The sequence below is a fragment of the Hominimerdicola intestinalis genome, from assembly GCF_054655215.1.
The window spans coordinates 63,339-76,366 of record NZ_BAAHNZ010000004.1 but is presented as its reverse complement, the minus strand read 5'-3'; the positions used below and the strand labels follow the sequence as shown (position 1 = coordinate 76,366).

The window sequence follows — 13,028 nt, the reverse complement described above, 5'->3', positions numbered from 1 at the left end:
TAGTACAGTTGGCTTGGCACGCTGATTTTGCGTTCTTTTTTTGTGCGCAAAAAGGGGGTTTTAACAATGTACAACACAATTATCAAGCTGCTTGAAAAAAGAAATTTCAAGGTGCTAAAGGAGATTTTCCTAAATATGAACGAGGCGGATATCGCCGATATTTTTCAGCATTTTCACGACGATTCCGACGTAGATAAAAAGGATCTGCCGCTTTTGTTCAGGCTTCTGCCCAAGGATGTTGCGGCTGACGTATTTTCGTATATGGACAGCGATATGCAGATGATGCTTATTAATTCCTTTACAGATAAGGAACTTGCCGAGGTTATCGACGATCTGTTTATCGACGATACGGTTGATCTTATAGAGGAAATGCCTGCAAACGTTGTTTCGCGTATCCTAAAAAATGCTGACAATGAAACCAGAAAACAGATCAATCAGATTTTACAGTATCCCAAGGACAGCGCCGGTTCGATCATGACCACCGAGTATATTTATCTCAATAAGGATATGACGGTAAGCGAGGCTCTTCAGAAGATACGACATATAGGAATGGTAAAGGAAACCGTATATACGCTGTATGTAACTGAAAACCGCCGGCTTATAGGCGTTTTGTCGGTGCTGGATATTCTTACGGCTGACGACGGCGACCTTATCGAGGATATAATGGATACCAATGTTATTACTGTCGATACGTTGGAGGATAAGGAACTTGTTGCGGCGCAGTTTGCAAAGTATGATTTTCTTGCGCTGCCGGTTGTGGATAAGGAATTTAGAATTGTAGGAATCGTGACCTTCGATGACGCTATGGACGTTATTCAGGAAGAAAATACAGAGGACTTTTCGCGTATGGCGGCTATGTCGCCCAGTGAGGATTCGTATTTTAAAACCCCTGTAATAACCCATGCCAAGAACAGAATAATGTGGCTGCTTATACTTATGCTGTCCGCAACGATAACAGGTTCAATCATTACAAAATACGAAGCGGCTTTTGCGGCTGTACCGTTGCTGGTTTCGTTTATTCCAATGCTTACGGGAACAGGAGGAAACTGCGGCTCTCAGACTTCGACTATGATAATCAGAGGTATGTCGCTGGGAGAGATAAGGCTGAAAGACTTTTTCAAGGTCGTTTTCAAAGAGTTCAGGATAGCGCTGATCGTCAGCGTTATTCTTGCGGTAGTCAACGGAATACGTATTTATATTACCTATACCTATTTTTATTCCGGTTCAAATGCAGATCCGCTGAAGCTTGCGGTTACGGTAAGTCTGGCGATCATATCAACGGTAATAATGTCTAAGCTGATAGGCTGTATGCTCCCTATGGCGGCAAAAAAGCTGAAGCTTGATCCTGCTATAATGGCTGCTCCGCTTATAACAACTATTGTAGATACCTGTACGACCTTGGTTTTCTTTAATATCTCGATGATGATATTCAATATTCATATATAAGTTTCGGCATATATAAAAGGACCCGGTTCGGCGATATACCGATCCGGGTCCGACAGGTTCGTCTGATTAACTTTTTTGATTTTGGGAGATCAGGCTCAGTTTAAAAACAGTATCCCGAAGTTGAGATATACGGCAAAAGCGATCCATGCAATATAGGGAAGGTTCAGGTATGCGGCAGAAGGTCTTATTCTGTAAAAACGCAAAGTCATATATACTGCTGCGGCCAGCAGAAGAACGATAACTGCCGCCGCCGATCCAATAGATCTGAATCTGAAAAATATAATACTCCACATAAAATTTAATGACAGCTGTATTATGTATATTGACAGGGCGGATCTTATTTTTTTTCTGTCTGAGTCAGAAGATTTAATAAGATAAGCTGAGATTCCCATCAGCGCATACAGCAGGGTCCAGACTACGGGAAATACCCATCCCGGAGGGGATAACGCAGGCTTATGCAGCTTTAAATAAAAAGGCAGGAAGCTTCCGGAAAGCAATGCTGATAAAGTACCTGCTAATTCCGTTCCTATTATAAAAATCAGTAGTTCTGTTGCGTTTGCTTTTTTCATATACATACTCCGTTCAATTTCATTTTGCTATATCCTATGCTTGTTTTATCAGGTTTATGTGTTATTTTAAGCTCTTCGGTAAAAAAGACCATAAATAAAAATTCAGGAGGTAAGTATGGACGTTACATTAAAAAAAGTCACCCGCAGGTTTTCGGATCATAAGCTTTTAAAGCAGTTGTATAAAAAAGCGTTTCCTATAGAAGAACGTGCTCCGTTTTGGCTGCTGTCCGCAAAGGCAAAGAAAGAAAATGTAGATTTCTGGGCTATTTACGATTCTCATAAGTTTGTCGGGCTTATCTATATAGTAAATTATGCTGATTTGTCTTATATTTTCTATTTTGCTGTTTTGGATTCTGAAAGAGGAAAGGGCTACGGAAGCAAGGTTCTGGAGGCTGTAAAGCAAAAGTATCAGAACCGCAGGATCTTTCTTGCGATCGAACAGCTTGATGAAGATTCAGAAAATTATGATATTCGCGTTAAGCGCAAGCGTTTTTACCGAAAGAACGGCTTTGTGGCTCTTGACCTGAAACTTAAGGAAGCCTCTGTCGTTTACGAACTGATGGGAATAGGCGGAACTGTAACGGCACAGGAATATGACCTTCTTATAGGCGCATATGCTGGCAGACTTTTGAAAAGACTTGTAACTATGAAAATAATTGAATGATACATCGGATAAAAATTGCAATAAAAACGGCGGCATTTCTTGATCTCAGATTTTAAGAAGTGCCGTTATTTATTATTAAATATAAACTAACTTGTTTAAAAACTATGGCTTTTGTGCAATTTGCTGTTGCATTTTAAAAATGAAAGTAGTATAATAAAATCTGAATTTATGTTTAAGGAGAGCTTTTTATGAAAGTTTATTCAAAATCCTCAAAGCTTGATAACGTATGCTATGATATAAGAGGCCCGGTTATGGATGAGGCGAACAGAATGATTGCCGAGGGAGAAAAAATACTTAAATTAAATATAGGAAATCCTGCGCCGTTCGCTTTCAGCGCTCCGGATGCTGTAATAAAGAATATGACGGAAAATCTGCGCTGCGCAGAGGGTTACTCGGACTCTAAAGGGATCGAGGACGCCCGTGCTGCTATAAAGGATTACTGTGAATATAAAAATATTTCCGGCGTGTGTATTGATGATATATATACCGGAAACGGCGTTTCAGAGCTTATCGTTATGGTTATGCAGGGGCTTCTAAACGACGGTGACGAGGTGCTTGTTCCCTCGCCGGATTATCCTTTGTGGACGGCTTCCGTTACTCTTGCAGGAGGAAATGCGGTTCATTATATATGTGATGAAAGCTCCTGTTGGTATCCGGACATTGAGGATATGAGAAAAAAGATAACAGATAAGACAAAGGCGATAGTAATAATAAATCCGAATAATCCTACAGGTGCAGTTTATCCAAAGGAGATCCTTGAGCAGATCGCTCAGCTTGCGAGAGAAAACGAACTTATCCTTTTTTCTGACGAGATCTACGACCGTCTGCTTATGGACGGAGTGAAGCATACCTCTATAGCCTCGGTTGCTCCGGATATATTTACTATTACCTTTAACGGTTTATCAAAATCCCATAGGGTTGCCGGCTTCCGATGCGGCTGGATGGTTCTGAGCGGAGATAAAAGCAGAGTCAGAGGTTATATTGAGGGTCTTAATATGCTCTCGTCAATGAGGCTTTGTTCAAATGTTCCCTCTCAGTTTATTATCAAGACTGCTTTAAAGGACTTTGACAAAACTGACGAGCTACTGCTGCCCGGGGGAAGAATTTATGAGCAGAGAGAGTTTATTTACAACGCCATAAATCAAATTGACGGACTTTCAGCCGTAAAGCCGCAGGCCGCATTTTATATCTTTCCTAAGATAGACGCAGGAAAATTCAATATAACAGATGATGAGAAGTTTGTTCTTGATCTGCTGCGTAAAAAGAAAATACTTCTTGTTCACGGCGGCGGTTTTCATTGGGAACAGCCGGATCATTTCAGGATCGTTTATCTTCCTGAGGTAGGTATGCTCAGAAAGGCCGCTGATGAAATGTCTGACTTTCTCAGAGATTACAGGCAGTCTTAATATAAGAAATCCTGCCGAAAAAATTATTGCCGGACTATTGACAACCTCGGGATAATAGGATATAATATATTCAATTTATCCGGAGGTGAGATTTTTTAATGGCTGATGACGCCGATTGCTGTAATGCGAATATAAATTACATAGAGAATATACGGGCATAGTCTGCATTTTTCAGGTGCATGGCTGTGCCTTTTTGTGTGTTTTGAATTGAAAAGGAGGAATATTTTATGGAGAATTCAGTAGTTTGGCAGCTTCTGCTTCAGGCTGTACTTATAGGACTTAATGCTGTATTTGCCTGCGCTGAGATAGCGGTCATATCTGTAAACGATAGCAAGCTGGAGAAAATGGCAGACGAGGGCAGCAAAAAGGCTGTCAGGCTTTTTGAGCTGAAATCGAATCCTGCTAAGTTTCTTGCTACGATACAGGTCGCAATAACTCTTTCGGGATTTTTAGGCTCGGCTTTCGCTGCGGATAACTTTTCGGAAAAGCTGGTAAGCGTTCTTGTTAAGACAGGAGTAACTATCCCCGCAAAGACTCTCGATACAATAGCGGTAATTGTTATTACGCTTATCCTTTCGTATTTTACACTGGTTTTCGGAGAACTTGTTCCTAAGCGTCTTGCTATGAAAAATTCAGAGAAGCTTGCGCTTGGGATGTCTGCGCTTATCGGTTTTATATCTAAGCTTTTTGCTCCGATAGTGTGGCTGCTTACGGTTTCGACCAACGGACTTTTAAGGCTTCTGGGAGTTGACCCTGAAAGCGGCGGAGATACCGTTACTGAGGAGGAGATCCTTCTTATGACGGAGCAGGGACATAAAAGCGGAACGATAGACGAAGACGAAAGCGAGCTTATCAAAAACGTGTTTGAATTTGACGATCTGACGGTAGAGGAGATATGTACGCACAGGCGAGAGGTAGCCGTACTCTGGCTTGACGAAAGCGTAGAAGAATGGGAAAAGACGATCCATCAGTCAAGGCATTCTCTTTATCCCATATGCGGAGACAGCGTTGATAATATTGTGGGAGTCCTGAACGCCAAGGATTATTTCCGTCTTACGGATAGATCCCGTGAAAGCGTGATGAAAAACGCTGTAAGGGAGCCGTATTTTGTTCATGAAAATATGAAGGCGGATAAGCTTTTTACAAAAATGAAAAAGAACGCTTCGCATTTTGCGGTAGTTCTTGACGAATACGGCGGAATGTGCGGTATAATAACTATTACCGATCTTGTTGAGCAGCTTGTAGGCGATTTCGGAGACGATGAGTTTAGGGAAGCGGAGCTGGAAATAGAACGTCTTGATTCCCGTACATGGAAGGTTCTAGGAACTGCTTCGCTTGACGACGTTGCTGCAGCTCTGGAAACTGCTCTTCCTGTAGACGATTATGATACCTTCAGCGGATATGTTATAGGACTGCTCGGGGAGATACCTCATGACGGAACAAAAGCCGAAATTGATACGGAGGATATGCATATTCAGGTGCTGAATGTCAGCAGACACTGTGTTTCTAAGGCTATAGTGCGAATGAACAGGATACCTAATGAGCAGCAGAAGATGTCTGAGAAAGGTCAGACGGTGTAACAGTCTTCTGCGGGCAAAAGCTTGTAAAACAGATGGATATATGTTATAATTATATTGAATTATAATGAAAAGGAGATATTGTAATGAAAAAAATGATGAAAAGGCTGGCCCTGCTGATATGCGGCGCTTTATCCATAGGAATTATGACTTCATGCGGCGATACGTCTGATAGCTCTGATACAGGAGCAGCTGCGCCGAATGATAAAAGCTTTATTATTACTCTTTACCCCGAATACGCTCCGTTAACCTGTGAAAACTTTGAAAAGCTTGTAAAGGACGGGTTTTATGACGGCCTGACCTTTCACAGAATAGTTGATGATTTTATGGCTCAGGGAGGAGATCCTAAGGGCGACGGAACAGGAGGAAGCGGGCAGACTATAAAGGGCGAGTTTTCGCAGAACGGCGTTGATAACAAGCTCTCTCATACCAGGGGCGTTGTTTCAATGGCAAGATCTCAAAGCTATGACAGCGCTTCCAGTCAGTTCTTTATCTGCTATTCCGATAGCTGCTCTTTCCTAGACGGTCAGTATGCGGCTTTCGGAAAGGTGACCGAGGGTATGGAAATTATTGACAGCTTTCTTGATGTTGAAAGAAAGCTCGGGAATGACGGCGCTGTTTCCTCGCCAGTTAAGCCTGTAAAAATAATTAAGGCTGAGATGACGGACGATGACAGCGACGGAAACCATAGAGTAAAGTTTTATGTTTCTGTAGGTGAATAATAAGTCCTAATAAAACCCTTACAGCTTGAAACGCAGGCATTTTAATGCTTTCGTTTCTGCCGTAAGGGTTTTTGTTCAGTACCTGCCGTTTTTCATGAGCCTGCGGTATTCTGACGGAGTAATTCCTGTGACCTGTTTGAATTGTCTTGAAAAGTGAACGTCGCTGTTGTAGCCGCAGGCGAACGCTATTTCGTATATATTCATACTGCTTTCGCATAATAATCTTTTTCCCGACTCTACACGGCTTACTATAATATCTGTGCCGCAGGTTATCCCGAACTGCTTTTTATAAAGCTTCTGAAAATAGACAGGGCTGAGATTCAATCTATCGCTCAGCGTTTCAATACGCCAGTCCTTTTCAGGAAAAGCATAAATCTCTTCTCTCAGTCCTATAAGCTCCCTGCGGTGGGGATATGCGGGAAGCTCTTTATTGACAAAATCAGAAAGCTTGATCAGCAGCGCCTGCAGCAGCAGAGAACAGGTCTGAAGTTTTGACGAATCGTCACTGTTAAGGCTGTCGGATATAAGCTTTATATATTCGGAAGCGTTGAATACGCCGGAGGTTTCTACAGGTTTGTCAAAGGGAATATTCCAGCTGTCCATTAAAATACGGCTTCCGTCAAACTGAACCCAGTCATCTGTGTATTCGGTACCGCAGGAACGGCATATATAAGGAGAATGTTTGCTGAAAATTATGATTGTACCCGGCTTAATAAGCATTTCTGTTTCTTCAAAGGTAAAATAAGCTGATGTCCTTGCAAACAGCAGAAGATAACAGGGATAACCTACGCTTCGATTTACGCTGAAATCCGGGCTGTGACGTGAATCAAAGCACGCCTTGTATACGGAAAACATTATATCGCTCCTTGCCGTAGCTTTTTTATATATCATAACCCGCAGGAAACGATTTGTCAATGACAGTTCAAAATAAAATTGATCTGCAAAGTTTCATAATATGGAACAGCGCCTTTACATCGGTGTGTAAAGACGCATTTTCAGTTTCGGCTATGCTTCCGATTTATAGCGGCATATGCCTGTAAAAACCGTAAAAGCGATCTGCTTTTGATAATTTTCGTCCTGAAGCTTCAGTGATTCTTCCTGATTTGACAAAAATCCGCACTCGATCATGACTGCCGGACAGGAAGCGTTGTTCAGCAGATACAGCTCGTCGCCTACAGGTTTTGTTTCACGCTCGTTTTCAGGCTGAAGAAACGAAACAAACTGCTCTTTCATTATTCCTGCAAGTCTTTCGCTGTCTGAGCTTTTTTCACTATAGAACATTTGCGCACCGCTGTATTTGCTGTCTGTAAACTGATTCTGGTGAATTGATACGGCGATCGCTCCGTCGTACTTGTTGAATAGGGCAAGACGGTTATCCATATCTGATTTTTTCTGCTTAGAAAGTCCCTCGATACCCTCGTTATGAATTGATACATCGCTTTCTCTGGTACAGACAGGCTGGTAGCCCATTACAGTAAGCATATCTTTCAGCGACATTGCAATGTTAAGATTTATTCCTTTTTCGGGAACTCCGTCGATAGAAACGCAGCCTCCGTCCATTCCGCCGTGTCCTGCGTCAATAACTATAACCGGACGCTCCAAGGAAGTTCCGATCTTGCCCGAAGCGGTTTCGACCGCAATGCGCTTTTCAGTCAGGCTTCCTCCGACAATAGATATTCCTAGTATCAGAGCAAAGCAAATAATCGTCCAGATCTGTTTTTTCTTCATAAACAAACACTCCTTTGAACTTATCGTACAACTTACAGTTTGTACAATATATGCGTCTTTCCTTGTTAAAATACCACTGTCTTTTTAATTGAAGCGTCGGCTGAACAAGAAGAAAATGATTGGCTTTTATGCAGTACCTGTTTGTTTTAAGTTTATTGTTTTTATTTATAATCAAGGATCAATTGACAACAAAAGAGTTATACGTTATAATATTAAAAAAGGATGGGTGTGGTTATTTATGGCAGATTGGAATTCATCACAGTATCTGAAATTCAAGAGTGAGAGGACCTTGCCGTCGGTAGATTTGATAAGCAGGATAAAGCTTTCAGCTTCGCCATGTAAAATACTTGATATAGGCTGCGGACCGGGAAATTCTTCAGCAGAGCTGAAAAAGGCATTTCCGAACGCATATGTGTTAGGAATAGACAGCTCTGAAAACATGATAGACGAAGCAAGAAGCAGCTGCTGCGGCATAGACTTTTGCTTGTTTAACGCTGAAAACGATATCTCAGAACTTGGCAGGGATTTTGATCTTGTATTTTCAAACGCCTGTATTCAATGGATACCCGATCACGAAGTACTGCTCGGAAATATGCTGAGCTGTCTTAAAAGCGGGGGAATGCTTGCAGTTCAGACCCCTATGAATTATGATGAGCCTATTCATAAAATAATAAATGAAACCGTTGGCGAAAGCAGGTGGAAAAACCGTTTCGCACACAGCCGTATATTTTACAATCTTACCCAGGAGGAATATTTCGATATTCTAAGTTCGCTCTCCAAGGATTTCAGCCTATGGAGTACGACGTATTTTCACGTTATGAACAGCCATAATGATATTATGGAATGGTATAAAGCAACAGGACTTAAACCGTGGCTTGAGCAGCTTCAAGACGTGAATGAGCTTGCTGAGTTTGAAAACGAGGTGCTTGAAAAGGTCAAGAAAGCTTATCCTGTACAGAAAAACGGACAGATAATCTTCCGCTTTCCGAGATTTTTCTTTACCGCGGTAAAAAATTAAGCTGACTGCTTTCAAAAGCGGTTCAGTTTTAGATTCGTTAAAAACTGAAAGGTCGTTAAAATGATAGAAAATGAAATCAATATTCCCAGGGTAATGTTATGCGCGGTTGATGTCGGTGAATATGACGTTGAGCGTTCGCTGGACGAGCTGGAGGAGCTGGCTAGTACCGCAGGGGCGGAAACGGCAGTGCGGATAGTTCAGAAAAGGCCCTCTTTTGAACCCGGGACTTGTATAGGCTCGGGAAGACTGGAGGAAATGGCGGAGATATGCGAGAGGGATGATATAGACCAGATAATCTTTGACCACGAGCTTACTGCAACTCAAATACGAAATATAGAGGACGTCTGTAAGGTCCATACTATAGACCGTACTATGCTTATTCTGGACATTTTCGCTCAGAGAGCTACTACAAGGGAGGGCAGGCTTCAGGTAGAAATAGCTCAGCACCGCTACCGTCTGCCCAGATTAGCAGGAATGGGAGTAAAGCTTTCCAGACTCGGCGCAGGAATAGGTACGAGAGGCCCGGGAGAATCAAAGCTTGAAACCGATAAGCGCCATATAAGAACCAGAATAGCCGCTCTTAGTGCAGAACTTAAGGAAATTGAAAAACGCCGCACTCATCAACGGGCAAGGCGAAAAAAGGACGGCGTTCTTGTCTGTGCAATAGTCGGCTATACCAATGTCGGAAAATCAACGCTGCTCAATACCCTGACGGAAGCCGGAGTTTTGGCGGAGAATAAGCTGTTTGCAACGCTTGAAACGACCTCAAGAGCTATCGAGCTGCCTGACGGACGAAGCGTAATGCTGGTGGATACGGTAGGGCTGATAAGACGTCTGCCCCATCATCTTGTTGAGGCATTCAAGTCAACGCTTGAGGAAGCGGCTAATGCTGACGTTATACTCCATATCTGCGACGCTTCCGCCGATGACTGCAAAGAGCAGGCAAAGGTTACGCTTGAACTGCTAGGGGAGCTTGGATGTGAGGGTATACCTGTAGTTACAGTTTTAAACAAGTGTGATAAGGTCCCTTATATAGACGATATCGGAAATGAGGAGGGCGTTGTAAAGATCTCCGCTAAAACCGGAGAGGGTATAGACAGGCTGCTGGACGCTGTTGCAAAAGCTCTGCCGCAGTCTGCTGTAAGGACAAAGCTGCTTATTCCGTTTTCAGAGGGCGGACTGCTTAACGAGATACGCATTGACGGAAAGATCTTTTCAGAGGAATATACCGCTGACGGAATCCTGTGCGACGCATTGGTGGACGTTAAGATATACCCCAAAGCGGCTGTCTATAAGCAGCCTTAAAAGTTATGTCGATATTTGTATAAAATCAACAAAATTCTCTGTGGAATTTCTATTTATACAATAAAATTTTTTATATCGGGTAAAATTTTGTCGGTTTTCACAATATAATAATATTTATATGCTATAATAAATACAGCAATATCAATAATAACAGAAAAGCTGGTGACGCTGTGCATATAACTAATATTGACGTTAAGGAAAAAGGCGTTAAATTTCTGAAATATATTCCGTTTGTTTTAAGCGTTTTGATTATAATTTTCTGCGTTGTATTTGTGGTTAGAAATGATTTTGACGATATACTTAGCTATACTCCCGAAAATCTTTGGCTGGCGGCGGCTGTATTCTGGGGTTTTTACGGTCTGAAATCCATGTCTGTAGTGTTTCCCCTTACGGCATTGTTTATTTCGGTCGGGCATCTTTATCCGTTCTGGGCGGCTATGCTTGTAAATATAGTCGGTTTGTGCGTCAGCTTTACGATTCCGTACCTTGTGGGAAGAATATCAGGCTCAGGAATAGTTGATACAGTATCCCGGAAATATCCGAAGGCCCGCAAGATAATTAATTACGGTCATGATAATAATCTGTTTGCGTCGTATATTTCAAGAGCGGTAGTCGTTGTTCCGGGGGATATAGTAAGTATTCTGCACGGGGCGCTGAAAATGCCTTACAGACCGTATCTGATCGGTTCTCTTTTCGGAGTGTTTCCTGAAATGGCGGTACAGACTTATATCGGCGGGCAGCTTAATCAGCTTACCCTGAAATCGGTTTTGGTAATGATAGGACTTATTCTGCTGACGCTTGCTGTAAGCATTGCACTGAATAAAAAGGTCAGCAAAATGGGACGTCAGACTGATAAAGAAGATTTTTATGAGTGAACCTCGGCGTATATCCGAACAAATGCGGATATACGCTTTTTTGTGTATAACCAGAGAATTTACGGGCAAATTAATTCCATAGATTTATCCTGAATTTATGGAGGGTGCATTATGAACAATACTGAGATTATAAGGATCCACGGAAGAGAGATACTTGATTCAAGAGGAAATCCGACAGTTGAAGCAGAGGTTTTTCTTGCTGACGGTACAACAGGAAGAGGTCAGGCTCCCAGCGGTGCGTCTACCGGAATTTACGAGGCCTGCGAGCTGAGGGACAATGATAAATCCCGTTATATGGGAAAGGGCGTAAGAAGCGCAGTTGAAAATATCAACAGCAAGATCGCTCCGATACTAGCCGGGACCGACGCTTCTGATATTTATGCGGCCGACAGAACAATGATAGCGCTTGACGGAACAAAAGATAAGTCTAAGCTTGGTGCAAACGCTATTCTGGCGGTTTCTCTTGCGTGTGCGGACGCAGCGGCGAGATCGCTGAAAATGCCGCTTTACAGATTCATAGGCGGAGTATCAGCTACAAGAATGCCTGTTCCTATGATGAATATTTTAAACGGAGGAGCTCATTCCTCTAACGGTCTTGACGTTCAGGAATTCATGATAATGCCGGTCGGAGCAAAAAACTTCTCTCAGGGCCTTCAGTGGTGTGCAGAGGTATTTCATACTCTTGCTAAAATATTAAAAAATAAAGGTCTTGCAACATCTGTAGGAGATGAGGGAGGCTTTGCGCCTGAGATCAGCTCAGATATTGAGGCTCTCGATCTGATAACAGAAGCAATAAAGTCTGCGGGATTTACTCCCTCAGAGGATTTTGTACTTGCGCTGGACGCTGCGTCAAGCGAATGGAAAACCAGTGATAAAGGACGCTATAAGCTTCCGAAAAGCGGAGAGCAGTTTGATTCAAAGCAGCTTATAGATCACTGGGAAATGCTGTGCGAAAAGTATCCGATACGGTCTATAGAGGATGCACTTGACGAGGAGGATTGGGCAGGCTGGAAACTGCTTACGTCAAGGCTGGGAAAAAGGATACAGCTTGTCGGAGATGATCTTTTTGTAACCAATACAAAACGCCTCTCAAAGGGTATTTCCGAGGGCGCAGCGAATGCGATCCTTATCAAGCTGAATCAGATAGGAACTCTTTCTGAAACTATTGAGGCTGTTAAATTAGCAAAAAATCACGGTTATAACGCCGTTATGTCACATCGCTCCGGTGAAACCGAAAGTACAGTTATAGCAGATCTTGCTGTAGCTCTAAATGTTGGACAGATAAAAACAGGCGCTCCCAGCAGAAGCGAAAGAACGGCAAAATATAATCAGCTTTTGAGAATTGAAGAGGGTATCTGCTGCAATCCTGACGACAGATACGGAAGCTGCTTCTGATATTTGTATTAAAACAGCACATACCAAATGTTGTATTACACTTTTTTGGAGATACAACCAGTTGACGTTTTATACCTTATATATGTAAAATAAAATCATATATGGAAGACTATTTTCAATATTTTGTTTGTAAAAAGCAAAAGTATTGCGAAAGTGTATAGTTATTTATTGACCTGTGTTAATTTTTCGGGCTTTTCCTTGACTTGAATTATAAAGTGTGATATTATGAATTTAACGGCTGATATATTTTAATTTATATCAGCTATATAGATTGTTATATGTTTGATATGTATATTTCTGAACATATAATTTGTACAAATTGT

At 42.1% G+C, this 13,028-nt stretch carries 12 protein-coding genes; 9 read left to right on the top strand and 3 right to left on the bottom strand.

Annotated features, from left to right (window positions below):
- The first annotated feature begins 66 nt into the window (after window positions 1–66).
- Entirely contained in the window at window positions 67–1,446 is a 1,380-nt protein-coding gene (gene mgtE / locus ACYQ0H_RS05825) for a magnesium transporter (protein WP_459811901.1), read from the top strand.
- 95 nt (window positions 1,447–1,541) lie between these two features.
- Here mgtE and ACYQ0H_RS05820 read toward each other — a convergent pair whose 3' ends face one another.
- Complete coding sequence (locus ACYQ0H_RS05820; RefSeq protein WP_459811900.1) at window positions 1,542–2,015, bottom strand: TspO/MBR family protein; 474 nt, start codon at window positions 2,013–2,015, stop codon at window positions 1,542–1,544.
- 115 nt (window positions 2,016–2,130) lie between these two features.
- Here ACYQ0H_RS05820 and ACYQ0H_RS05815 point away from each other — a divergent pair, with 115 nt between their 5' ends.
- The 4 genes from ACYQ0H_RS05815 (at window position 2,131) to ACYQ0H_RS05800 (ending at window position 6,384) form a co-directional block, all read left to right on the top strand.
- Entirely contained in the window at window positions 2,131–2,679 is a 549-nt protein-coding gene (locus tag ACYQ0H_RS05815; protein WP_459811899.1) for a GNAT family N-acetyltransferase, read from the top strand.
- Between the two features lie 188 nt (window positions 2,680–2,867).
- A complete protein-coding gene (locus tag ACYQ0H_RS05810; RefSeq protein WP_459811898.1) occupies window positions 2,868–4,085 on the top strand; it encodes a pyridoxal phosphate-dependent aminotransferase in 1,218 nt (405 codons plus the stop codon).
- 227 nt (window positions 4,086–4,312) lie between these two features.
- Complete coding sequence (locus ACYQ0H_RS05805; protein ID WP_459811897.1) at window positions 4,313–5,665, top strand: hemolysin family protein; 1,353 nt, start codon at window positions 4,313–4,315, stop codon at window positions 5,663–5,665.
- Window positions 5,666–5,748: 83 nt separating this feature from the next.
- Window positions 5,749–6,384 (top strand): peptidylprolyl isomerase, encoded by a 636-nt coding sequence (locus tag ACYQ0H_RS05800; protein WP_459811896.1) that lies wholly within the window; start codon window positions 5,749–5,751, stop codon window positions 6,382–6,384.
- Window positions 6,385–6,459: 75 nt separating this feature from the next.
- On the opposite strand, the gene ACYQ0H_RS05795 is transcribed toward ACYQ0H_RS05800, so the two are convergent.
- Together ACYQ0H_RS05795 and ACYQ0H_RS05790 are read right to left on the bottom strand one after the other, a co-directional pair.
- Entirely contained in the window at window positions 6,460–7,275 is an 816-nt protein-coding gene (locus tag ACYQ0H_RS05795) for a helix-turn-helix domain-containing protein (RefSeq protein WP_459811895.1), read from the bottom strand.
- A 114-nt stretch (window positions 7,276–7,389) separates the two neighbouring features.
- Window positions 7,390–8,112, bottom strand: coding sequence for an N-acetylmuramoyl-L-alanine amidase (locus ACYQ0H_RS05790; protein WP_459811894.1), 723 nt, complete (start codon window positions 8,110–8,112; stop codon window positions 7,390–7,392).
- Window positions 8,113–8,350: 238 nt separating this feature from the next.
- Between ACYQ0H_RS05790 and ACYQ0H_RS05785 the strand changes: the two genes are divergently transcribed.
- The 4 genes from ACYQ0H_RS05785 (at window position 8,351) to eno (ending at window position 12,705) form a co-directional block, all read left to right on the top strand.
- Window positions 8,351–9,130 carry a methyltransferase domain-containing protein gene (locus tag ACYQ0H_RS05785; RefSeq protein ID WP_459811893.1) on the top strand — a complete coding sequence of 260 codons (780 nt, stop codon included), beginning with the start codon at window positions 8,351–8,353 and terminating at the stop codon, window positions 9,128–9,130.
- A 60-nt stretch (window positions 9,131–9,190) separates the two neighbouring features.
- Complete coding sequence (hflX, locus tag ACYQ0H_RS05780) at window positions 9,191–10,435, top strand: GTPase HflX (RefSeq protein WP_459811892.1); 1,245 nt, start codon at window positions 9,191–9,193, stop codon at window positions 10,433–10,435.
- Between the two features lie 170 nt (window positions 10,436–10,605).
- Window positions 10,606–11,310: a TVP38/TMEM64 family protein gene (locus ACYQ0H_RS05775; RefSeq protein ID WP_459811891.1), complete on the top strand. Its 705-nt coding sequence runs from the start codon at window positions 10,606–10,608 to the stop codon at window positions 11,308–11,310.
- Between the two features lie 111 nt (window positions 11,311–11,421).
- The gene (eno, locus tag ACYQ0H_RS05770; RefSeq protein ID WP_459811890.1) at window positions 11,422–12,705 is read left to right on the top strand and encodes a phosphopyruvate hydratase; all 1,284 of its coding nucleotides are present in this window, start codon (window positions 11,422–11,424) and stop codon (window positions 12,703–12,705) included.
- Window positions 12,706–13,028 lie beyond the last annotated feature (323 nt).